This window comes from Paenibacillus sp. GCM10027627 (genome assembly GCF_042675505.1).
In the GTDB taxonomy this organism is placed as follows: Bacteria; Bacillota; Bacilli; order Paenibacillales; family Paenibacillaceae; genus Pristimantibacillus.
Map to the genome: position 1 here is coordinate 549,527 of NZ_JBHTHB010000003.1, position 24,572 is coordinate 574,098.

Annotated in this window: 14 protein-coding genes; all 14 read right to left on the reverse strand. The window is 50.2% G+C overall.

The annotated features are described in order from the left end of the window. Nucleotides 1–2: 2 nt before the first annotated feature. The 14 genes from ACFQZE_RS14265 to ACFQZE_RS14330 are packed head-to-tail and all read right to left on the reverse strand — an operon-like array spanning nt 3 to nt 24,567. Nucleotides 3–707 (reverse strand): 4'-phosphopantetheinyl transferase family protein, encoded by a 705-nt coding sequence (locus ACFQZE_RS14265; RefSeq protein ID WP_379358033.1) that lies wholly within the window; start codon nt 705–707, stop codon nt 3–5. A gap of 12 nt (nt 708–719) precedes the next feature. Then, nucleotides 720–1,961 (reverse strand): MFS transporter, encoded by a 1,242-nt coding sequence (locus ACFQZE_RS14270; RefSeq protein WP_379358035.1) that lies wholly within the window; start codon nt 1,959–1,961, stop codon nt 720–722. After that, entirely contained in the window at nt 1,954–2,679 is a 726-nt protein-coding gene (locus tag ACFQZE_RS14275; RefSeq protein ID WP_379358037.1) for a thioesterase II family protein, read from the reverse strand. The genes ACFQZE_RS14270 and ACFQZE_RS14275 overlap by 8 nt, the downstream gene beginning before the upstream one ends. A 29-nt stretch (nt 2,680–2,708) precedes the next feature. Then, nucleotides 2,709–2,987: a phosphopantetheine-binding protein gene (locus ACFQZE_RS14280; protein ID WP_379358039.1), complete on the reverse strand. Its 279-nt coding sequence runs from the start codon at nt 2,985–2,987 to the stop codon at nt 2,709–2,711. A gap of 18 nt (nt 2,988–3,005) precedes the next feature. After that, entirely contained in the window at nt 3,006–5,468 is a 2,463-nt protein-coding gene (locus ACFQZE_RS14285; RefSeq protein WP_379358041.1) for a penicillin acylase family protein, read from the reverse strand. Further along, nucleotides 5,465–9,919 carry an amino acid adenylation domain-containing protein gene (locus tag ACFQZE_RS14290; protein WP_379358043.1) on the reverse strand — a complete coding sequence of 1,485 codons (4,455 nt, stop codon included), beginning with the start codon at nt 9,917–9,919 and terminating at the stop codon, nt 5,465–5,467. Before ACFQZE_RS14290 ends, ACFQZE_RS14285 begins: the two co-directional genes overlap by 4 nt. 5 nt (nt 9,920–9,924) lie before the next feature. Further along, nucleotides 9,925–11,433 carry a condensation domain-containing protein gene (locus ACFQZE_RS14295; protein WP_379358045.1) on the reverse strand — a complete coding sequence of 503 codons (1,509 nt, stop codon included), beginning with the start codon at nt 11,431–11,433 and terminating at the stop codon, nt 9,925–9,927. Next, nucleotides 11,434–12,375: an aldo/keto reductase gene (locus tag ACFQZE_RS14300; RefSeq protein ID WP_379358047.1), complete on the reverse strand. Its 942-nt coding sequence runs from the start codon at nt 12,373–12,375 to the stop codon at nt 11,434–11,436. Then, complete coding sequence (locus ACFQZE_RS14305) at nt 12,353–13,636, reverse strand: MupA/Atu3671 family FMN-dependent luciferase-like monooxygenase (protein ID WP_379358049.1); 1,284 nt, start codon at nt 13,634–13,636, stop codon at nt 12,353–12,355. Before ACFQZE_RS14305 ends, ACFQZE_RS14300 begins: the two co-directional genes overlap by 23 nt. A 27-nt stretch (nt 13,637–13,663) precedes the next feature. Then, nucleotides 13,664–16,801, reverse strand: a complete 3,138-nt coding sequence (locus ACFQZE_RS14310) for a type I polyketide synthase (protein WP_379358051.1) — start codon at nt 16,799–16,801, stop codon at nt 13,664–13,666. Further along, nucleotides 16,798–22,179 carry an amino acid adenylation domain-containing protein gene (locus ACFQZE_RS14315; protein ID WP_379358053.1) on the reverse strand — a complete coding sequence of 1,794 codons (5,382 nt, stop codon included), beginning with the start codon at nt 22,177–22,179 and terminating at the stop codon, nt 16,798–16,800. Before ACFQZE_RS14315 ends, ACFQZE_RS14310 begins: the two co-directional genes overlap by 4 nt. Further along, nucleotides 22,176–22,340 (reverse strand): hypothetical protein, encoded by a 165-nt coding sequence (locus ACFQZE_RS14320; RefSeq protein ID WP_379358055.1) that lies wholly within the window; start codon nt 22,338–22,340, stop codon nt 22,176–22,178. Before ACFQZE_RS14320 ends, ACFQZE_RS14315 begins: the two co-directional genes overlap by 4 nt. A 53-nt stretch (nt 22,341–22,393) precedes the next feature. After that, nucleotides 22,394–23,356 carry a hypothetical protein gene (locus ACFQZE_RS14325; RefSeq protein WP_379358057.1) on the reverse strand — a complete coding sequence of 321 codons (963 nt, stop codon included), beginning with the start codon at nt 23,354–23,356 and terminating at the stop codon, nt 22,394–22,396. Then, nucleotides 23,353–24,567 (reverse strand): aminotransferase class I/II-fold pyridoxal phosphate-dependent enzyme, encoded by a 1,215-nt coding sequence (locus tag ACFQZE_RS14330; protein ID WP_379358059.1) that lies wholly within the window; start codon nt 24,565–24,567, stop codon nt 23,353–23,355. The genes ACFQZE_RS14325 and ACFQZE_RS14330 overlap by 4 nt, the downstream gene beginning before the upstream one ends. Nucleotides 24,568–24,572: the final 5 nt, after the last annotated feature.

Consider the following 24,572-nt stretch of genomic DNA (forward strand, 5'->3'; position numbering starts at 1 on the left):
CTTTAGTAGAGACACAGCTTTCCTTCCCACAATTCGGAAAGCGTAACAAGTTGAACCGTTTCGCCGCATTGCTGCTTCGAACAGACCGAAAGCTTATAACCGCTATCCAAAACTAGTCTGGTCAACTGATAGCCTCCTTCGGCTTTGGCATCCAACACCGGTTCTTCTGCCTCATTGTAAAAAATAGAAAAAGAACGGAGCGAGATGCTTAGTCCCTCTCCGATTGCTTTTATATAGCTTTCTTTTAGCGTCCAAAGCTCATAGAACCGATCCCGCTGTTTGGATGGCTCCAGCCGGCACAGGCCCTCATATTCAGGTGACGAGAAAAACCGCTTGGCCAGCACGAGATCAGGCTCTCGAACAGTCTCCACATCGATGCCTAGCGGTTCCGAACCAAAGGCCGCCGCCACCCAGCTCCCAGAATGGGAAAGATTGAAGCAGGCGTCGGGCCTTCCTTCTAACATAGGCTTGCCGCATGCGTTTGTATAAAAGGGACGGCTGCGCTTAAGCGACTCTCCGTCCGGGCACAGCATCCTTCTGACCAGCACTTCACCGGCCACGCTTCTAAGCCCGTCTTCCACATAACGATAGCGCTTTGCCTTCGCTTCCTTTTCTTCCGAAACAAACGGAAGCAGCCTATAGAGCCACTTTTCGTTGGCATGAGCATCCTCTTCCAGTTTAACGGCTGCTACTTTAACCTGGTCCAAGAGCATCCCTCACTAAGTAGCGTTGTTTATCGCTTCTGGAGCAGTAACCACGGTTTTGTTGTGAAATCTCGGCACCATCATATAGATGAGCAAATAGGAAATCGCGCTTACTACCAGCGTCATGCCCAGCGAATACAGGAGCGACGTTTCCAAAATAAAGCCTGCAAGACTTGCCCCGACCGGAATGCCCAGCCCGATGAGCGCATAGGAAATAGTCGTAATATGTCCATAAAAGTTAGGATCCGTCCGACGCTGTTTGAGCGACGACAAGTTAATGTCAACCAGCCCTTGCGTTCCGCCAATAAACAAAAAGCCGATAACGGTGAGATAAAAATGGTGGGAAAACGTCACGATTCCGAAGCCGATCATACTGATGACGATACCCAGCATTAAAAAAAACCGTTCTTTGTTCTGTGTATTTAATCTGCCGAATACAAGGTTTGACATGAGGGAAGAGAAGCCGATCATCATCCATAACCAGCCCACAAGCGATTTGTCCGCGGCAAACCGCTCTTCCAGCATAATAGGCAGCGCCGTCGTCAAAATGCCAAAGGTCATCGCATAGAACGGTACGGCTACGGCCAGTCCGCGCACAGTTTCATTTTTCACAATGTTTCTAAGGCCCGCCATCGTGTCTTGAAGGATACTTTTGTTTTCGTCTTCTTGGCTTTCAATGTGCGGAAGCTTAAACGCAACTAAGCCTCCCAACAAAGTAATAATCCCAACGGCCAAAATGGCCATATTCGCATTCAGCAGCCCAAATATGGTGCCTCCGAGCGACGGTCCGATAATAACGGCCGTTTCTTGAACGATGTTGGTCAAAGCGTTGGCCTGATCGTAATGTTTGCTTGGAACGACTTGGACGAACATCGAATTGCTCGCCGCTCCTCCCGGCACCGTCACGATGCTGGAGATGAGACAAAGCGTCAGAAACAGCCAGAAATCCAGCACCCCCATTGCGCTCAGGGCCGCTATCAACAGCGTCGTAAGAGCGGAAAAAAAGGCGGTAAATATAATGACTCTCTTATACTTAAACCGTTTGGCAAAGGAACCGGAAAAAGGAGACAACAAAATGCCCGGCAAGTTCGTAAGCAGCACAGCCAACCCCGACAAGGCGGGAGATTGGTATTTGTCCAGAATAAACAACACAATGACCGTACCCCACATCCAGGAAGACAGCCTAGAGAAAACTAGCAAATAAAAATAGGCGGTATAATTCGGGACCTGAAAAAGGGGCTTGTATATTTTAAACATCGCTGTATCCTCCGCTTAAAAGTAATGTGTGCTCAATCACTTCCGCAATTTGTTGCAAATGTTGAAAAATAAAAAAGTGCCCGCCCGAAAACTTGTGAACGGCAAGTCCGCGAGCGGTAAACTCCTTCCAGCACTCCATAACATCTTCATTCGTATAAAGATCATCTTGGCCGAGCAGACAGGTAATCCCGCAACTTACCTTAAATTTCTTCCCGTCGTATTCGTAGTTTTCCACCAATTTGTAGTCTGCTTTAATAATCGGGGTAAAAAACTCCAAATACTCTTTGCTCTCCTCTATCTCTTTCGGAATGCCTTGCAGACGAAAAATTTCAGCCAAAAACTCATCGTCCGAGAGCCTATGAATTTTGGGCTTGTCGTCAGGGATGCCCGGAGGATTGCGGCCCGAAACAAACACATGCACCGGTGGATTGACACCATGCTTTTGGATCATATGGACAAGTTCAAAAACAAACAGCGCCCCCATGCTATGCCCGAACAAGGCATATTCGCCGCCCTCCAGCTCCTCCTTCAGCTTGGAAAAAACATCGGCAACGGCCGCTTCCATATTGGGGTAAAAGCCTTCGCTAAATCTTTTCCCTCTCCCCGACAATTCCACCGGAACCAGCGTTATTTTTTCGTCAATCCTTTCCCTAAATTGCAAATACGCATTAGCGGATGTCCCTGCGTAAGGGAAACAAAACAATTTTACATTCCCCACAGTCGCGAACTCCTCATTCCATGTCTCTGTCATTCATGACGATCCGGATTAAGCTTACCCAGCAAACATTGTTTCAAATTGTCGTAATTCAGCAAGATGTCGCAAATGAGTTCCTCTTGTTCAAACTCAATTTCAAATTCAACCTCCAAAATAGCGACCAATTGAATAAATTGATACGAATCGAATCCAAAATCTTTTATAAACTCCGTGCCCTCTTTAATGTCGTCTATTTCAATCGGTTTTGGAGAAACGTTTTTTATAATTTCCTTCATTTTGCTTTCCACTTCAAATTCCGTTATAACCGTCACGGCTTAACCTCCTCTCCTTTAATGGAACGGCAATGGAATGCCCTTCAGCCAACTGGAATGATGATCGTCATAAGATGTGGAAAGAGGATGTCCCGACTGGCCGCACGGCATGCCGTAAGTGCCGTCTTCCTCCTTGCCCGGAGAAACCGCAAACCTTACAGACACGCCGAACCCCGCCCACGATACGTTAACGGTATGAGGACATCCCCCCATCGGATCGGGAGGCATGTTCGCAATCGGCCAAAGCTCCGGGTAAACATAAGAGATGGGATGGACGATGAGCGCGCGGTTCGCCTCCCCCCAATTCACCTCGTTATAGCGCCTTCCGACGGCGCTTTCTATTCGCTCAGCGCATTCCGATAGTTTAGCCGCTAGAAACGATGCCCAGTGATTCGCGCCGCCTCCGAGCAGCCGATGATCTCTTCGCTTAAGGATCGCTCTGACCGGCGTCTCGTAGTTCATCCAGGAGTATTGAAACTGAGCGTCCGCTCTCCTGCATATATTCGTAATCGAGCCGATCACCGCTTTAGCCACTTCCTGATGAAACATAAAGAGCAGCGGGAACCCTTCGCTGTCGGCCTCTACGCTTCCGTCCCATTTGCCGATATAAATAGCCAGTTCCGTCGCTTCTTGACTCGAAAGAATTGTTTGCTTCTCCAAAGCTTCCAGCGCAATTTCCCTGTAAAAGCTATAAAACTCGCTAGCTGTATCGAGCTGCAGCCGATGCATATCCCGCTCTGTTATCTCTCTCTGTTCCGCAAGCAGCTCCGTGATCCGATGCGCTCGATAGCCATTGAAATAATTAAAGCCGATAGGGTGCGGATATTGGCTGTCCACAATCCGATTGTTAGCCGTCACGAGAATGCCCGATGGAGGATCGATAATATGAGGCAGCTCAGATGCGGGAACGTAGCCCTCCCAGCCTATTCCGTCCGAATGCCAAAACTCCGCCGTCTCTCCCGACATTCCTGTTCGAAGAGGGAAGCGGCCGGTTAACGTCCACGCGATTCTGCCGGAGCTGTCGCCCACAACCGCATTCATCGGGGGCCCGCCCCAGCGGCCCAGCACTTGAACCGCATCTTCTACCGAACGGGCCGATTCCATATGAAGCAAATAAAAATCAACGGCCTTAGCGTCAAGCGCTGTCCACCTGAGCGCCACTTCCGTTTCGTCAAGAATCTTCTCATGAAGAATGGGGCCCCATTCGGTCAGATTAACCTCCACGTCAACGTCCGCTTTTCCCCTTACGCGAATGCTTTCTTTGATCGTGCTCTGCTTGCTCCATCCCGACTGCGTTTTATATTCCTCCGCGTTTTCGGGATTTCTTTCAATCATGACCAGGTCCAGATTGTCCCCGCACATTCGGGTGAATCCCCAAGCCACATGGCCTGTAGAACCTGCAACGAGCAGCGGAGCGCCAGGCAGGAATATGCCCGACAACTGCGTATCGCCAAATGTGAGATGGCCTCTAAACCAGATGTTCGGGACATTCAGCTCCAAATGCATATCGCAAGCTACGATGGCTCTTCCGTCTTTGGTTCTGTCACCGGACACCGCCCATTGATTGGAACCGGCCGGGCGATGATCGGTTACGACGAAGGCGGCAGCTTTCTCGTCTTCTTCCATTTCCAACAGCCGAGCAATCGTCTCGAAGGGATCGGAATCCGTAGAGCGCGACGGCTGATCGTCGCCGGTCAGCACCTTTTTGAACTCGTCGTCATCGCTTGTCAGAAACCGGATAAGATGTTCAGGCATCGTTTTTTTCATCGCCGTCAGCATCCGCTTGTCGCTTCCGTCGCCAGACAATTTGCGTATCATTTCCTGAAGGACGAGAATACAGTCCTCTTCCTTCCAGTTGTCCATTTTGTAGCCGAGCAGACGGAACTCAAAGTGAGCCCCCGCCTTTTCGCCAATGTATTGATTAATCCCTCTGACATAAGCTTGAGTCGCCTTTCGCTGATCCTCAGGCAGCGACTCGAATATATGGGCGGCGGAACGGTGAAAGCCGATAATACGCGCTTCCCGGTCGCTTTCCAGTTGAGCGGCTCCAAAAATTTCCGACATCCGCCCGGAAGCCATTCTGCGAAGCATGTCCATCTGGAACAATCTTTCGCTCGCAATGACATACCCCATCGCATAGAAAGCGTCCTCCCGGTAATTCGCGGCAATAGAAGGCACTCGTTTGGAATCGAAGGTGACCTTGGCCAATCCCATCGGGGTATCCAGCATAAACTCCTTCCGATACCGCGGTCTTGTCGCTCTGAGCACTCCAATCGCCTGCATTAGAGAAAGCAAATCGGCTTTGGAGCGCAGCTTTAAGATCGTGACAGCGGCAAACGCCGCCAAACAGCCGATAAACCCTAAGCCGTATACGACTCCCCATCTAAAAAACAAATAAGACACTGCCGCCAGCAAGCCAAGCGAGCAAATGAGGAAGCCGGACAACTGGAGAGAAGAAAGACGGATTACTTTTTTGATCAAGTATTGGCCTCCTCCTTCACTTTAAAGCTGCCGATCGCGGCATGAGGCTCTTTCAACAGCTTGGCCAGCAACACGGCAAATTCCGCGGCAAGCGCCGCCACTTCGTTTTCGTCGAAACGGGTTGGATTATAGACAAAATGGCCTTGAATGGAATCTTTTTTGTTAACAAAATTCAGCTCAAAATCGTATCCCATCGGAATAAACCAATTCAGAACGTCTTCCACCTGCAATTTTTTCACCGAAAAGCCGGATTGAGGCTCCTGCTCTTCCAGCTCATCCTCTAGTCCAATTAGAGCCTGCACCAGATTTTCCCGGTCCAATGACTTCGATTGCTCCAGATGATCGGCAATTTCCTCAAATGAAATATCTTGGTTGGCATCAGCCTCCAAAACCGTATCCCTTACATGGCTTAATACCCCGGCAACGGTAAAATCTTTAACCACATCAAAGTTTAATACGATTAAATCCGTTAACGGCCCGAACACACGCTCAAGCTCCATTCGCTTTCTCTTGGAGAACATCGTCCCAAGCCGAATATCGTCTTGCCCCGTGCGCAGAAAAAGCTGAATAACAAAGGCCGATGCCAGTCCCATAAACAGCGTAATTCCATGCTGATTGCAAAGCTGAAGCAAATCCCGCTTGAGCGATTGTTCCAGAGAGAACGAAATGCTTTTTCTAAATAAGGCTCCGGCCTCCGCCTCCCTTTCTCCCGGTATGCGAAGCGAGTAAGCGGAATTATGCCCTAGCTTCGACTCCCAATACGCGAGCTGCTTGTGCAGGACGGCTCGATCCAACGTTTCGCGCTGCCACTTCGCATAATCCGCAAATTGAATGGCCGATTCCGCTTCGCCTTCCCCATTCAAATAAAAAGCGGCAAAGTCCTGGAGCAAAATTTTGATCGAGTATCCATCGCTATTGATTTGATGGGTGACCAGCAATAGAACCGCTTCCCTCTCTCCAGTCCGCGCCAAATGAGCGCGCAAAAACAGCTGGTCTTGTTCCAAATTAAAATTTTGCTCGACCAAAGCCAGAGCCAAACTCTCCAACTCGCCCTTGCGGTCGGGATGGCTGCCAAGATCGCTAACGCTCATTGGCACAGGCTGCGGCGGGTTTATCGTTTGGACTAGACTGTCCCCGTGGACAGCGAAGGAGGTTCTCAGCGCTTCATGTTTAGCCGCAAGCCAGTTTAACGTCTCTTGAAGCCGCGGGACATCCACCTCTCCTTCCAATTGGAGCGGAATCAGCTGATGCAGAAGAGGGATGTCCGTTAAGGCTTGACTAACGCTCCATAATCTTTCTTGAGTGAAAGTTGCCGGCATAACGCTCGAACGATCGGCACGAGGGATGCCGGGATCAAGCTCATGACCAAAGCCCGATTGCTTGTCTAATTCCTTGGCCATCTCGGAAATGGTCGGGAATTCAAAAATAAGTCTTACCGAAATGTTAATAGCAAAAGTGTGGCGTATTCGTGATGTCAGTCGGGTGGCCAGCAGAGAATGTCCGCCTAAATCAAAGAAGTTATGATTTACGCCGATGCCGTCTCTTCCTAGAATCTCGCTCCAAATGTCTGCGAGCCGGATTTCCGTAGCGGTCGAAGGGACGTCTCCCGTTTCCAATTGAAGGGTCGGTAAAGGGTCTTGAGGCAGTTTTTTGCGGTCGACTTTACCGCTGGAGGTATATGGCAATTTATCCAGTCGTATATAAAGAGATGGTATCATATATTGCGGCAGCATGCTGCGTAAATCTTTTTGGATTTGGCGGAAATCCCTCTGCTCCCCTTCTCTGAAAACCACATAGGCAACCAGATTTTTGTCGCCATTGTGGTCTACCCGGGTGCTGACATAGCTTTCGTACATGTAAGGCAGCCGGTTGAGCTGAATTTGAATTTCCCCAAGCTCGATACGGAACCCTCTAATTTTGACCTGATCGTCAAAGCGGCCCAAAAATTGCAGCCGTCCGTCCGCCAGCCATCGGCCAAGATCGCCCGTTCTATACAGCTTGGCATTCGGCTCGTCTTGAAAAGGATCCTTCACAAACCGCTCGCGATTCACTTCTGGCCGTTTGTAATAACCCGGCGACACACCGATACCGCCAATACAAATTTCTCCCGGAAACCCTACAGGCAATACGCCGAGATTTTCGTTTAATACATAGACCTGCATATTGTCGAGCGGTCGTCCCAAAGTCACTTGATAACCAGGCTCTACCCGGTCGAAGGTGGCATAGATGGAAGCTTCTGTCGGTCCGTAAAAGTTGTAAACTTTACAGTCTGGCAATACGGACCAAGTATGAACCGTCAAATCGTCGTCCATTTTGTCCCCGGCATTAAAGTAAGCCTTTAGCGAACTTCCCAGCTCGTCATCGCCAATCGACACTCTTGTTTTGCCAAGCTCCTCCAGCACGACCTTCCACAAGGAAGGAACGCAGTTTACGCCGACATTTGGCCGGGAGCATAGTTCGGCTACCAGCTTCTCCGTATCGCGGATCGTATCCTCCGGAATGATCCAGACTTCTTTTCCAACCAGCAGAGGACAGAAAATTTGATTCAAGCAAATATCGAATCCCATGCGGGTCACTTGCGGAAGATGCTCAATTCCATCCGTAAAGATGGCTTTGCACGCCCACAAAATATGGTTGGTCAAGCCATCATGCTCGATCGCTACCCCTTTCGGCTTGCCTGTCGAACCCGACGTATACATAATATAGGCCAAATCTTCATTCGTTTCCGGCGCTTCGGCGTCTCGGCCAAGCAAAACGATCTCCCCAATTTCATCGATTCGGCGAACCCCGTCTCCGAGCAGCGTCATGCCTCTATCCAAAGCTCTTGGCGAAGAGAGAACGACGGCTGGGCTCGCATCCTCCACAATAACCGCCAATCTCTCGGCCGCCTCGTCCGGGTCAAGCGGAATAAACACCCCGCCCGCCTTCATGACGGCCAAAATGGACAGGATGCTGTCGATTCCCCGGTGCATGTAGATTCCTGCGAACATACCCGGCCGGAAATCGTTTTTCCGCAACAGCGCCGCAAGCTCCGAGCTTTGTTCATTCAATTCGCGGTAAGTAATGCTTCTCGCTTCTTCCGTAATCGCGGCGGATTCGGGATATTGCTGCGCGCATTCCTCAAATAAGTCGTGAATTCTTTTTTGACCCGCTCTTTCCTGAAAGGAATCATTCCAAAGGGAAGTGATTTGCTCCCTCTTGTCAGAGGAGACCAAATTCAAGTCCTTCATCCCTTTTCCCGGATTGCTCATGCTTTCCTCTACATAAAGCAGGAACGTGCCGTAAATCTCATCCACTTCCTGCTTTTCATAATGAGCCGAGTCATACGTCAGCTTAACCGAAATCGATGATCCGCTTTCCGTGAACTGGACGGATAACTCGCAAGGCTCTTCGTAGCTATAAGCTTCTACGACCCGTACCGGCGTGGCGGCTGCCGCACTATTATCCGATTTTACTTCGTAGGAGAAGCTAAGCGGAAATGGTTTAAGGGCCTGTTCAGCTCCTTGCGGCTCGTAATAATCTTGCCATTCCACTGCATGGCGGATAAGCTTGCCGTTTTCGCCTGCCAATCGGGCAAGCGGCCATGAATCGTTTGCAGCGCATTTGACCGGGATCAAAGTGCTGTAAGGGCCGAAAGACGATGCTAGATCATCCGAGGTTTTACCGTCGACGCGATAGCCGAACAATAGCTCCTCTTCGCCCAAGATGGCGGAAATGACATTTCCCCAAGCCGTGAGCAGCACATCGGAAACGGTGACGTTGTACTCCGCCGCAAACTGGCGAAGCTTGGAGGATAGCTCCCCTATTGAAGGGTATTCGAGAGATTGATTCTCGTAAGCGGCATTCCCTCTGACCCTCCCGGTCGGAAGCCGGAACCGTTTCTCCGTGTTAGGCCGCTCCTCCCGCCAGTAGTCCGGCCCGCTGTAATCACTCTGCGCGAGCGCTTCTCTTTGCCAGTCGGCATATTCTCCGTACGCAATCGGCATTTCGTTTGAGGGGGGCGAGCCGGCGCTTGCCAGCCTGTCGGCCATCTCCTTTGCAAGCCATTCGAAAGCGGGCTTATCTGCCGATAAAACGGATACTGTGAGCAATAGCAATTGCTCTCTGCCGCCCTTCAGAAGCAGCACCCGCGCCTGCTCTTCTCCGTTTTTAAAGGAACGGCCCTCCTCCGTCAGCAAGCTGTCGGCCGTCTCCTTTTCAAAACCGCTAAGCTCCTCTTCCTTCCAAATCAAACGGCAGGTCGGCTCCGCTGCTTGGAATGGAATTCCGTCCTCTATGCCATAAGACGTTCGAAAAATGTCTTGCTCCAGGAACAGTTGGTTGACGATTCTCTCAATCTCTTTTCCGGTAATAGCGCTGTCTATCGATAAAATGCATTGGGCGGATTCTCTCACTGGACTGCTGTAAGCCCTCCAAATCCTCTGCTGCTGGCTGGATAAACGACGTTTCAATCGGCTTACCTTCCTTCTATAAGGGAATATGCGCTCTTTCGCACAAATTTTTGCGGAGCCGCTTTGGCGGGACGCGCGTCCGCCGGCATGAGATTGGCGAGCTGCTCCAAGGTCGTTTCGGGATGGCTCGCCGCTTTCGCCAAAATACGCGAGTACACCGCCGTCACTTGTTCGATTGTTTCTTTTTTATACAACGCGCTGTTGTAAACCAAAAATCCTTTTAAACCGGAGGACAGCTCCGCTATGGAAAGCAGCCAGTCCACTTTGGATCTGCCGGGATAGATATCGAAATGCTCCACTTTAAGCCCCGGCAAGTTGATATGCTCCAGCGGCGCGTTGTTCATCACAAGCATCGTTTGATAATAAGGGTTTTGATTAAGCTGGCGGCTCGGATGCAAATGTTTGACGACATGGCTGAACGGAACGCTCTGATGGGACAATGCTTCAAATGAATAAAGCTTTACCGCCTGAAGCAGCTCCCTGAATGTGCTTGAACCGGACAACTGAAGACGATAAACGACAGTATTGATAAAACATCCGATCGTCTGCTGCGTTTCGCGGTTTATTCGTCCGGCTACCGGAGTTCCGACGGCGATATCTGAATTATGGCTATACATGCGAATCAAACAGAAATAAGCCGACATCAGCACCATAAACAACGTCGCGCCTTGCTCCTTTCCAAGCTCGGCCAGTTGCTTAGAGACTTCGGAACCGATCTCGAAATGCTCTCTTTTCCCTATGCTTGCGGTTGTACTGCTGCGAGGGTAGTCGGTCGGAATAGGTGGATTGCGATCGATGCCCTCCAATTTCCCCTTCCAAAATTGAAGTTCTTTCTCCGTATTTGGCGACTCCAAGTACCTCTCCTGAAACTTTACATAATCGGTGTACTGCCATTCCGGCTCTTTCAGCGAGGATGGAATCCCCGTCTTATTGGCTTGATACAAATGAAATAGCTCATGAAACAAAATGCCGAGCGACCAGCCGTCAGAAGCGATATGATGAATGTTGGCAATTAGAATATAGTGCTCTTCGGCCATCCGAATGACGCTTACCCGCAGCATTAAAGGATTGGACAAATCAAAGGGCCGGTTTATTTCCTGCTCCGACAACCGCAAGCTTTCATTTGTTTTTTCTTCCTCGCTCATCCCTGTAAGATCGTGAACCGCAATAGGGACGGGAACCGGCGCATTCACCGTTTGGACGGGGTCCTGCTCCGGCAGCGCAACGGAAGAACGTAGCGCCGAATGCCTGCGGACAATTTCCGTAAAACACTTCTCAAGCACAGCTATGTCAAGAGGTCCGACTATGCGGACAGCCGCAGGATTGTTGTAAGATACGTCCTCCGGATCAAGCTGCTGCAAAAACCACATCTGCTTTTGCTGCTCGGAGAGAGGATGCCGATTGTCCTCTGCTCTCCGCGCGTTTCCGCTTAACCTCTCGCTTAGATAGCTTCTTAGCTTGGCTCTTTGCTCCGGAGATAAATTGTCGATTGTTTTTTGGATGGATGGTTCCACTCACTTTCCCTCCTTAGAGAAAATGGAACTTAAGCTATCCAAAAGTTCCAAGTCGTTTGATGTGAAATCCCAGTCGAGCGTACCAAGTATATCCGCCGCCTGACGCGAATTTTTAATTCCGGGGATCGGAATCAATCCCTTCGACATAATCCACCTGAGCGCTACTTGCGTAACGGTGCGGTTTCCATTGCGCTCACCAATCGCTCCCATCGCATCAAGCAAATAAGAGACTTGCTCCAGATGGCTCGCCGTCGTAAACTTGCCTCTTTTCCCCGGAGGGGGCGACGACACCGTATACTTTCCCGTCAGAAGCCCCATGCTCAAAGGGCTGTACGCCAGCATGCTTACCTTCAGCTCTTTGCAGGCGTCCAGCGTGCCGTCGAATTCAATCTCCCTGTGCAGCAAGTTGTACAAAACTTGATTAGAGGCCAGCGGTATGCCGCGCCGGGACAAAATAAGATGGGCGCGGTATACCTGATCCGCCTTGCAATTGGATAAACCGATGTTCCCTATGGCTCCCGCCTCGTAAGCGTCGGCCAATCGGTGAATCCACGTTTCAAAAGGAACCGGCGGCAAATAACGATGCAATTGATAAAGTCCGATCGATTGGCCGTTCAACCGGCTCAGGCTCGCCTTTAGCGAGCGGTTTAAGCTGCCCCCGCTTAATCTCCAGGGCCATGGCATAAACTTGCTCGCTACCACGATCTCTTTCCTTGCCGATTCATCAAGCTCGCCCGCAAACATGCCCAGCAATCTTTCGGATTGCCCTCCCGCATACACTTCGGCGGTGTCGAAGAGGCGAACCCCTCTAGCAACGGCCGTGCGGAAAGCTTGTCTTAGATCGGCTTCCGAATATTCCTTGCCGTACCCCCAAGTGCTTTCGTCCCCCCAAGACCAAGTGCCTAGCCCAATGGGAAAATCAAACGGACTCGCTGCCTGCATAGCTCGGAACTTGTTCCTTCTCCGCGTAGCTCTGTCTAAGCTCGTCAAGCAGACCGAGGCTTCGCTTCACATCCTCTTCGCTGACTCCAAAATCGATCAGGCAGGCAATTTCCGTAACTCCGATGGCCGCGAGGGCATCCGTTTTTTGCCTGCAAGTTTCCTTCGTTCCCAGCAATGCACTGTTGCTGAAATATCGTTCAAAGCCAAATGCGGCTAGCGCTTCTCTATCCATCATCGTAATTTTCTGCGGGTCCAAGTTCAGTTCGCTGGCGAGCGTATCGTTATCGAACAGCTCCATATGCTGTTTCAAATATTGAATGAGCGGCCCTCTAACCGTTTTCCTTACTTCATCGATTTGCTCCCCTACATACGTATGAAGCATAAGGGTGATTTTGCCGCCTTCGGCTCCATGACCGTGCTTTTCCCGCTCCGCCTTATAGACCGCAATATTTTCCTTCAGCGTCTCCACATCCATCTCAAGCAGGGCCGTTAAGACGTTTGCGCCGATCGCTCCCGCACGTTTCCAGGTCGATTGGCTTTTGGAGCTCGTTACCCAAATCGGCAAACTCTCCTGAATCGGAAGCGGATAGATTTGCGGCTCGAAGCTTTGATCGAGGCCCGCCTTGAGCCGCAGCTCCTTCCCTTCCCACAGTTTCTTGACCATTTCGATGCGCTCGAACATAATGTCTTTTCTGGAATGATAGCTATCCGGCGCGAATACAAAGTCTTTCGGATGCCAGCCGGAAGCGAATGCGACACCCGCTCTTCCTCTGGACAAGTTGTCGATAATCGACCAGTCTTCCGCTACGCGGATCGGGTGATGGAACGGCAGCAATATGCTTCCCGCCCGAATTTGGATTCGTTCGGTTTTTGCCGCAATCGCCGCTGCCAGAACGGACGGATTCGGATACAACCCGCCAAACCGGTGGAAATGGCGCTCGGGCGTCCAAATCGCTTCAAACCCGTATTCGTCGGACAACTGCGCCAGCTCCAGCAAAAATCTATATTTGTTGTCCATGCGCAGCGAACTGTCATCGGAAAAGAAGAAAATGCTGAACTTCAAATCCTTATCCGCTGCGATCCCGCCGGAGACGGCGACGGCTTCCTTCTTAGCAGCTTTCGTTTCCGCAATCGCCGGGGCGCGTTCCGGCACAGCCGGAGGAGAAGCGGAGGAGGGATTCCCCCGCTTGGCTAGATATTCGTTCAACAGCTCCCTTTTTCTCGGCGACAAAGATTCCAACTTCTCTTGAAAATCATTCACTTCGGTAGCTCCTCCTCTAATCGAAACCTATATTTTTTCGGAAAGCATCGCTTCTACTTCCTCGTCGGACAGCCCATCTACTTTGGAAATCAAGTCTTGGAATTCCTGATCCTGCATTTGAAGCTCATTGATCGCTTTGGCGATGGCAGAAATGGTAGGCGCATTAAACAATTGCGTCATTTCCAGCTCGACCCGGAAATTTTCGCGAATTTGCGTAATTAATTGCGTAGCCATTAGCGAGTGTCCGCCTAGTTCAAAAAAGTTGTCCGTCGCCCCGATATTTTTAATGCCCGTCAGACTGGACCACATCTGGGCTAATTGTTTTTCCGTTTCGCCGCTCAAGGAGACGTATTCGTTGTTTAATGCCGGTCTTTCGTACAACTCGGTTTTCGGCTGAACGAATTTAGGCTCTTCTTTTTTGGGCGCTGCCACTTGCACTTCGACTACGGGCTGTACTACTTTTGGCGCTGCTGCAACAGGCTGCTGCACGAGCTCCTTTTCTTGCTCTACCCAATACCGTTTCCGGTTGAACTGGTAGCCCGGAAGCGACACTCTGCGCGAGCTTGCATGATGCTCCATCCGGCTCCAATCGATAGACGCTCCCGATATCCACAACCGGCCAGCCGTTTCGAGCAGCACTTCAAGATCGTTTCTCGTTTGATTCGGATGCCGCATGGATTGCAAGATGGTGATCTCCGTGCCAACTGGCACATTGAGCCGGGTTAAGCTGGACAATACTTGATTAGGTCCGCATTCCAGGAACAAGGCGTCCTTTTCTTTCAACAGCTCGCTAATGCCGTCCTGGAAAAATACAGTTTGCCGCAAATGTCTGGCCCAATAGTCCGGGCTTGCCGCTTCTTGGTCTTCGATCCATGTTCCGGTCACACAAGAGATAAACGGGATCGACGGTTTGGACAGCTGAAGCTGAGCCAGTTCCGCTTTAAGCGGCTCGACAATCGGGTCCATCATTTGCGAATGGAAGGCATGGGAAGTAAATAACCGCTGATAAGCGATGCCTTGTTCGGTCAAGCTGTCCTCAAAGTCCCTTACGCTTTCTTTAGGACCCGAAACGACCAGATGCGCTGGGCCGTTGATGGCGGCGATGGAACAGTCTCTTGGCAAAATCGGAATAATTTTTTCTTTGCTCACATTAACGCTCAGCATAAGGCCCGGCGTCAGCTCGGAAATGAGCTCTCCTCTTTTGGCTACAATTTTGAGAGCGTCCTTCCATTCGAATACGCCTGCCAGAGCGGCCGCCACAAACTCTCCGATGCTGTGGCCGATAAACGAAGCAGGAGCGATGCCCCAGCTCATCCACAGCTTGGCCAGCGCATATTCGGTTGTAAATAACAGCGGCTGCGTATACTGCGTTTGGTGGATGATCTTCGACTCCGCAGCGGCGCCTTCCCCGTCCAAAAATAAAATCTCTCTCAAATCCTTGCCGATAATAGGGAGCAAATACTCCGAGCATTCGTCGAAAATTTGCTTGTACAACGGCTCGTTTTCATACAAATCCTTGCCCATATTGATATACTGCGCTCCTTGTCCCGGGAACAAAAAGACGATAGGACGATTGCGGACCGTTTCATTTCCTTTAAACACATTAATAGTTGTAGCGGACTCCAACTGATCAATCGCCTGACCCGCATCCTTGCTAATAACAACCATTTTTCGGTTAAACGCTTTGCGTCCCGTTTGCAGCGTATACTCGACATCGCTCAGGGCGTACTCCGGATTGTCCTTCAATGTGTGGGCCAGCTTCTTGGCCGCCCGATCCAAAGAATCGGCCGTTTTGGCGGATAGCGGCAGCAAGTGAAACGGACGGGCTGGATGCTCCTGCTGCGGCGCAGGCTCAGGAGCTTCCTCCAGCACGACGAATACGTTGACGCCGCCCATGCCGACCGAGCTGATGCCCGCTCTGCGCGGCATATTTTCCGGTTCCCAATCGGTCAGCTTTGTATTGACGAAAAACGGGCTATTGTTAAAATCGATTCGCGGGTTAGGCGATGTATAGTGCAGGCTTGGCGCGATTTTTTTATTTTTTAAGCTCAGGATGACTTTCATCAGTCCGGCAATGCCGGCTGCCGCATCCAGATGGCCGATGTTCGTTTTGACGGAGCCGAGGGCGCAATACCGCGTTTTGGATGTCAGTTTTAGAAAAGCGGTCGACAGTGCGTTAACTTCAATCGGATCGCCGATGGTCGTGCCCGTTCCATGCGCCTCGACATACGTAATCGTATCCGGCGAAACGGCGGATACGTTTAGCGCCTCCGTAATCGCTCTCACTTGGCCGTCTACGCTTGGAGCGGTGAAGCCGGCTTTGCCCGAGCCGTCGTTATTGATGGCGCTGCCTTTCACAACGGCATAAATATGATCTTTGTCTTCAATGGCTTCGGACAGCCGCTTCAAAATAATGGCGCCCGAGCCGCTGCCCGGAACGCTGCCCGCCGCCTTTTCGTCGAAGGCTCTGCAATGGCCGTCCGGCGACGAAGTTCCGCCTAAAGCAAACATGTAGCCGGTATCGGGTACTCGTACCGACGAGCCTCCGGCAATCGCCAAGTCGCATTCGCCGCTGAGCAGGCTTTGGCTGGCGACATGCACGGCCAGCAAGGAGCTGGCGCAAGCCGCTTGAACGTTGACGCTAGGTCCCTTTAGGTCCATTTTGTAAGAAACGCGGGACACTAAATAATCTTTATCGTTGCCGATCATCGTTTGCTGATCGCCGATAAATTCGAGTACATTCCTTCTGGTCATCAAATTGTTCAGCAAATAGGTGTTCATCGTACATCCCGCAAACACTCCGACCCGCTGAGGCTTATTGTCGACGCTGTAGCCCGCATCCTCCAGCGCATTCCAAGCGCATTCCAAAAAGATTCTTTGCTGCGGGTCCATCACTTCCGCTTCTCTTGGCGAATAGCCAAAAAACTCGGCATCGAACTTATCGGCATTTTCCAAAAAGCCTCCCGCTTTGACAAAGTTGGGATTGTCTAAAATGGAAGGATCGACGCCTCGCTGCAGCAGCTCCTCATCCGTAAAAAACTTAATGCATTCCACTCCGCCCGAAATGTTGGACCAGTATTCGCGAATATCTCCGTTTCCGGGAAAATAGCCCGCCGCTCCAATTATGGCAATATCCGTTGGATTGATTTTGTTATTCGTCATCATTGCACCCCTTCGCCTTTTCTTAGTTTCATTTGAGATTTCTGCCAATCCAGCAATTGCCGCCGTCGATCTAGCTCAGACGCGTTGATCCCGTTCGCCTTGTACGGACGGCTGCCCCCTTGTTCTGCAAGATATAGAGACAATGAATGAATCGTGGAATGCTCAAACAGCTTGATGATCGGAATGGAAAACCCGAAATGCTCCTCCAGCCTGCTGTGAACCTTGTGCATTAACAAGGAATGTCCGCCCGCATCAAAAAAGTTATGATAGATGTCGATAGCCTCGTCCGAGCTAAGCACCTCTGACCAAACGCGGGATACCGCCAGCTCGATTTGGCTTTGAGGCAAATGTTTGAGATGGCTGTAGAACAACTCTTTAACCGGATAATCATCATTTAGCAAAATGGCTGTATCGACTTTCCCGTTGGAAGTGATGGGAAACCTGTCTACGGCATAAAACTTTTGCGGAATCATATATTTGGGAATGCTTTCGCTTAAATGCTGGACGATCGTCTCCGGACCGATTTCCGCATCGTTTATGGTCGATATATAAGCGACTAAACCATCGCCTTTTAGCCGGACAACGGATTCTTTAACGCCGGACAAAACATTTAAGACAGACTCGATCTCGCTTGTCTCAATCCGGTAACCTCTCATCTTCACCTGATGATCCGTCCGGCCGATATATTCGATGGTTCCGTCGAATAGAAACCGGGCCATATCCCCCGTTCGGTAAAGCTTCCCTTCGCCGTTCCCGGGCAGATCGAGAAACTTCTCGCGATTTAATTCCTCCCGATTTTTATAACCGAAGGCTACGCCGGGTCCGCCGATGACAATCTCTCCGGGAATTCCCGCAGGCACCTGCTTCAGGAACGAATCAAGTATCCAAATTTCGCTGTTCCCCGAAGGAGTGCCAATTGGAACGCTGGCGGAGTAGGATTGATATTCGCGGATCGACTGGCGATTGATCAAATGCATCGTGCTGTTAATGCTGGCTTCCGTCGGACCGTAGCCGTTGAAAAACAGTACTTCCGGACTGCACACGTTTAATGTTTTGGAAGCCAAGCTTAGGGACAGCTTCTCCCCGCCAAGCAGGATCACTTTTATAGAGGATAAAGGCCGGTTAAGCTCGACCAGCCCTTCGAACAGGGACGGCGTCGAATAAATCATCGTAATTTCATACTTGTCCAGCCAGTCGCAATAGGCGGTCGGGTTTAATAAGGACATCGAATCCTCAAAATATAAAGTTCCTCCAAAACAAAGGGTCGTGAACACTTCCTGGATGCCAAAATCGAATGTGAGCGATAACGTCTGCAAACATTTGATCGATGGGCCAAGCCCAAAATGCTCTTCCTGCCATAAAAACAGCGGCATCAAATTGCGATGCGTAATCGGTACGCCCTTCGGCTTGCCGGTTGTTCCGGAAGTATACAAAACGTAGGCCGTATCGTCGGGAGAGGTTTCTTCCCCTTTCCAGCTTTCGTCTTCCTGTTCGATATGACGTCTATCCCGGATGCTTAGACTATCCAGCCTCGCCTGAACTTCTTCTAAATGAGCAGCTTCGTCCAGCGCAATAACGGTTTTTGGAAACCCGTACTTTCGGGCAAGATTTTGCAGCCGCTCAAGATGCCGGTTTTCCGTTACAACAATCTCCAGCTCGCACTCCAAAATAATGTCCTTCACCCGAGCTTCCGGATCGGACGGAGCCAGCGGAACAAATCCGTTGCCCGTTGTCATAATGGCCAACATGCCGACGACCGCATTCGCGTTGCGATCGCTCATCAGGCCAATAAGGCCGTCAGGCTTCAGCGACTCAAGCAAATTTGCGACTTGGTTTGAAGTCCGGTTCAGCTTGGAATAGCTCCACGCCTCTCCCCGATCGACGATGCTAGTTTGCATGATTTGAGCGCTGGCGTTTCTTCGATATAGATCGATCAGCGTATCGTTGTCGGAATATACCTTGTTTCCTTTCCCCCATTGCTGCAAAAGAACTCTCTCATCGCTAGTCATATAGTCGATTTCCGAAAGCGGCTTAGCCGGGAAGCGGAGAAGACATTGCAGCAGCTGCACGAAATGCTCCGTCATCCTCTTCATCGTATCCAGCCGATACAGCTTGCGATTAAACTTTAACGAAGCGATAAAGGAGTCACTTGCCTTTGTCATCGTAAAGTCCACATTAAATCTGGAAGATTCCAGATGCAGGGGCATATTTATGCCTTTCAGCGGTCCGATGGCCAGGCTATGCGAGCTGTTGTCTATAGCAATCGAATCATGTTCTCCAGCCTCTGAATAAGGGGTGGTCTGATAGGTAAACAAAATATCGAACAATGGAGTGCTGCTGCCAATCGACCTGGAAGGGTTCAGCTTGTCCACTAATAGAGGAAGCGGATAATCGCTATGCCCCAACGATTCCGAAACTTCCTTGGAAACCGTCTTTAACGCCGTCAAAAAATCGTCCTCTTGGCGAATGCCTACTTTCAAAACAACCGGATTGACGAAATAGCCGATCATGGATTCAAACTCCGCTTTATTCCGCCCGAATGTCGGCGTTCCGATGGTCAGGTTGGAGTCGCCTGAGTATTTGTGCAGAAGGATGCTGAAAGCTGTCAAAAAAATAGAATAGAAGGTGTGCTTGGTGCCCTCTCTTAACTCGTTAAGTCCGTTAACAATAGCAGGATCAAGGCTAAAGATCAGTTCGTCCTCTTCGGATAAAACTTCTTTTTCGGTCTGAACATCGCGAGGTACGTGCAGCAAAGGGGATGGGGGAAGCAGTTTCGATTTCCAGTAGTCCAGCGCAAGTTCCCCTGACTTGCCGCTTATCCAATTGTTTTGCCATGATACATAATCGCGGTAGCTTTTGCCCTGCTTTTTTTGGATGGAAAACAGGCCAAGCGTCTCCGCTTCGTACATTTTCCCCAATTCGCCCGCCAAATGCGTGAGCGACCAGAAATCGGCAACGCAATGATGAACAATAAAGGCTAATACGTAGTCCGTGTCTGTCCGCTTATAAAGCGTAATTTGAATTAAAGAAGAACCCATATGCAATAAAGGATAATTCCATCTCTCTTTTATTTGGCGAGTCAGATCGGAGTCCGGCACGCCGCTTGCATCAACCAATTGAAAAATAGCGGCGGCATCTTCGTTTTCCTCAAAAATCCACTCTCCATTTTGTTTACCGATCTTGGAGGTTAAGATAGTATTTTTGAGCGTCTTGTGAACCACTCTGCCGAAGGCGTCTGTATCCACGTTTTGCCGAAGGCGGTACGCTCTCGCAATATAATAGGAGCTGCTCTCCGGATGCATTTCCTGAAGCAGCCATAATGCCTGCTGCCCGTAAGAAAGCGGCTGGACGTTCAAGCTGCCGGACACTTCAACCGCTTCCTGGTCGCCGTCCATGCTATCGGCGATTTGCGCGGCAATATCGTAAAGAGTGCTGTCATCGTTGCCAAGCAAACTATAGAGCGGCAGTCTCGTATGAAAGGCTCTTTCCATTTCGTTTAACAGCGTGATGCTGCTTAAAGAATCTAAAGCCAGTTGATGAACCGGGGTTTCGGAATCCAATAAAATAGACGCATACTTTGAATGCCCCGACAGCATTTGGATAAGATGGCCGAGGATCAGCTTTGTTTGCTCCGGCTGACTGGCATTCAGCAGAAGGCTGCGTTCAGAATCGCTTAATTCATAAGCGCCCGCCTTAGCTGCTCCTGTTGAAATGCGGCTATGGATCGGTTGCAGCAGCTCATTTTTGTAGGCGAACGCACATGCATTGCGCTGAATTTTGCCGCTCGACGTTTTCGGCAGGCTGCCCGACCTTACCAAAAGGATGGCATACGTCTCGACCGAATATTCTTCGGCAATCCGCTCCTCGATTTTTTGGACGACCGCCTCTGCATCCTCTTTTGCATCGCGAGGAATTTCCTGCAGTACAACCAGCTTTTCGCCTTCATCCGTGTGCACGGAAAACGCCGCTCCCAAATGCCCCAGCAACCGGGAATCCGTCTTCTGGACCGAATATTCAATATCGTTAGGATACAGATTTCGTCCTCTAATAATGACAATATCTTTTTTCCTGCCGGATATGAACAAATCGTCGTCTTTGACAAAGCCAAGATCGCCCGTTCTTAAATACGGCCCGCTCCCGTCCTTCAGCTTAGCTTGAAAAGTTTGTTCGCTTGCACCGGGCTTGTTCCAATATCCTAAAGCCACGCTCGTGCCGCGAACCCATACTTCGCCGGCCTCGCCATCCGCAACCACTTTTCCTTCTTCATCCACTATGGCGACTTCACAGCCAATCGGCGTGCCGCAATTGACGATGTCGGAAAACTCTCCGCCCGTCTCAGGCGGAAGATCCAGCCGTTTTTCGGTTAGCGGCCGCCCGGAGGCTAGAGCACTTACAAACAATGTCGCTTCCGCAAGGCCGTAACACGGTTTAAACGCCGAAGGGGAAAACCCGCATTCTTTGAACCGTTCCGCAAATGTGCGCAGCGTCTTGGCCCGAACGGTCTCCGCTCCCGCATAAGCCCATTTCCAAGAGGATAAGTCAAGTCCGCGCAGCTCTTCGGGCGTCGTTCTTGTCGCTGCCAGATCATAGGCAAAGTTAGGACCGCCGCTTGTCGTCGCTTTAAACTTATGGATAGTCTGCAGCCAAAACAGCGGTTTTCTAATAAACTGTGTCGGCGACATCAAAATGCAATGGGCACCGGCAAATACGGTGTGAAACAGATTGCCGATCAGCCCCATATCGTGATAATAGGGCAGCCAGTTTACAATGACGGAATGTTCGTCATGCGGGAAAGAGATTAGCATCGCCCGCTGATTTTCCACCAAATTGCGATGCGAGACCATAACACCCTTTGGAAGCCCCGTCGAACCCGACGTATATTGAATCAAGGCGAGCGAGTCCGAGTTTATTTCGGCTGAGTCAAACTGAATCGCTTCCTCGTCCAATTGATCCGTCGATAGAATGTGTACCGTCCCTCCGGTAATCGTGTCCAAAGATGTTTTTTGCGCCATCTTCGTATCCGTCAGCAGCACGGCTGGCTCCAAATCGTGAAATACGGCTTGGAATTTGGAAATATATTTGGCCTGATCCGGCGGAGTGAAGGGAACCGCCGTCATGCCGGCAAGCAGACATCCATAAAGAGCTCCGACAAACTCCAAGCCAGTGGAATAAAGCAGCATAGCCCGCCCGCCATCGGGACAAGTTTGACGAAGCTTCGCCGCTATAGCGGACGCCCTGTTAGACAGATCCCGATAAGTCCACTCTATCGACTCTTCATAATTGATTAAATGAGTAAAAACCGGCTTATCGGGTGTTCTCTTCGTCCGGCTCGCCAGTATATCTACTATGTTGTCCATCTCAAGGCAGGCCAAATGGTTCACTGCCTCCCCTCCTCCAGGCGGCCGTCTGAAGCGTTCGGAGGCTGATCGTTGGTTTTTGCTTTTTTCTCTTCTTCAATTTGCTTCTTTAACTGCTTGTAGTTCTCTTTAATTTCATCCAATTGCTTTTTGGAAGCCAGGTTAAAAATGCCGCAAACCTTCACTTCAACACCACCTCATTTTGAATAGGGGATTCTTCCTGCAAGGAGAGCTTCCATTAAACGACCCGCTCTAGCGCATGGATACAATTCCATTCCTGCTCCAAAATTTGAGCGATCCGCTTTTGAAACTGTGCAACATCTCTCCAGCCGGTAAATTTCGATTTGAGGAAAAGCCGTCTTAATATTTCCCAGGACTGAACGGTTTGGTCAAACGTCTCCAGCCATTCCCGCCCCATCTCCTTGCCGGTTAACCCATTGTTTTGATCGGATAAAAAATGAAGAAACTCCAAAAATCCGTCTTTGGCGTCTATGACATATTTAAGAGAATCCCATAACTCATCGAGCTTCGAGAAAATGTAATCCTCATGTCGAACGATATCCTCCAAAAAGAGGGATACCCCTGCAACGCCCCCCAACCCGCCATCGCTAGCGCCAGCTTGACCTCTCATATTTTGCAAGGTCAGCTTCAACTGCTTCGATACCAGATCCTGCGACAAGTTCAGCTTAGGTTCGGTCAGCTTGTAGGTACGCCTTTTTTCGTAGTAGGCTTCCTCCAGCGTAGAAACGGCAACCCATTCCTTGCTAGATTTAGGCCAGACGTTAATTAGCAAAACCTGATCGTTTTGTACGTCATAACGATCCATCAAATTGTAGTGGAACTCATCCTTTTGTTGATAGGAATCATGCCATGGCAAATGACGGCCATTCAGACAGACAAACAGGCCCTCGCCGCTAGCGGCGGCCTCACGCAACGCTTCTCTTAAATCTCGGCCCTCGTCTTTTATTTTTTGGATTCCATAGAGATCGGCCAAATTGTCCCAAACGGCAGTGGTTTCATCTTCCCAGTCCCCGGGCCTGCCAGCCTCTCTTGCCGAAATTTCACCGGGTGACCGATAAATAAAATTCCATGTGTTGGATAACAGAAAATGATAGGGTACACCTTTTTCGGACAGGTAATAGGCGACAAGAGATTCGCTGCAATAAATAAAATCTTTTCTGCTTTGATAAATTTTTATCATGAGGCACCCGATCCTATCCATTTTTCTGAACCTCTTTTGAAAGAGAAATGCAGCTTTTCAATCCGGGAGACGGCTTCTATTAAACGCTCTTCATTGGCAAGAAGACCCACACGAACATATTCGCTTCCATATCGCCCAAAGCCGATTCCAGGAGCTACCATCACCTTTGCCTCATGCAACAACCGATTGCAAAAACTTTCACAATTCATATCGTTCGGAATAGGCAGCCAAGAGAAGAAGGACCCTCTCGGCTTCTCCGCCTCCCAACCGATCTCGTTCAATGCGCCAAATAAGGCATTTCTGCGGCTTTCGTACATGCTCCTTATTTGCTCCACACAATCCTGAGAGGACAAAAGCGCGGTTGTTGCGGCGACTTGAACGGCTGGGAACAAGGAAACAAAAAGATGCTCCTGCAACCGATTGATTTGCTGCACAATTTCACGGTTTCCCAATACAAAAGCCACTCTCCAGCCGGACATGTTGTAGGTTTTAGACAACGTGTACAACTCTACGCCGACATCCTTTGCTCCGGGAATTTGCAGAAAACTGACCGGCTTGCAATGATCGAAACCAAGCGATCCATATGCAAAGTCGCTGGCCACCGCAAATCCATGCTTCGAGGCAAGTTTGACCGTCTCTTCATAAAACTCGTATGGCGCAAGCGCGGCCGTCGGATTATTTGGATAATTCAGAAACATTAGCTTAGCCTTATTCCATGTCTCCTCGCCGATCGCCGTAAAGTCCGGCAAGTATTGATTGGATTGGACAAGCGGCATAAAATGCGGCACCGCCTGAGCTAGAGCAACGCCTGACAAATAATCGGGATACCCCGGATCGGGCAGCAAACAAATATCTCCGGGATCCAGCAAACATAAGCTTAATTCGACAAGCCCCGTCTTCCCGCCGAACAATACGGCAACTTCCGAATCGGGATCAAGCCTGACTCCATAATCCTCAAAGTACCTGTGCGCAATGGCGGCGCGCAGTTCCGCCAAACCGTCAAAAGGCGAATACTTTTGATAAATTTGCAACTGGCTTGCTTCCTGCAAGGAAGCGACAATATGCGGCGGGGTCGGCCTATCCGGCGTGCCCTGCCCCAGATTGATAACGTCGAACCCTTGTCCAATGACTTCATTAACCTTGTTAACAAGGTTTGAAAAAAAATGATCGGGCAAATGAGCCGTTCTGGCAGACGATCGAAACCTGTTCAAACCAA

Excerpts from the sequence above, each read along its gene's own strand:
- ACFQZE_RS14300 (WP_379358047.1), bottom strand. The coding sequence starts at position 12,375 with ATGCAGGCAGCGAGTCCGTTTGATTTTCCCATTGGGCTAGGCACTTGG.
- ACFQZE_RS14310 (WP_379358051.1), bottom strand. The coding sequence starts at position 16,801 with ATGATGACGAATAACAAAATCAATCCAACGGATATTGCCATAATTGGA.
- ACFQZE_RS14270 (WP_379358035.1), bottom strand. The coding sequence starts at position 1,961 with ATGTTTAAAATATACAAGCCCCTTTTTCAGGTCCCGAATTATACCGCC.
- ACFQZE_RS14325 (WP_379358057.1), bottom strand. The coding sequence starts at position 23,356 with ATGATAAAAATTTATCAAAGCAGAAAAGATTTTATTTATTGCAGCGAA.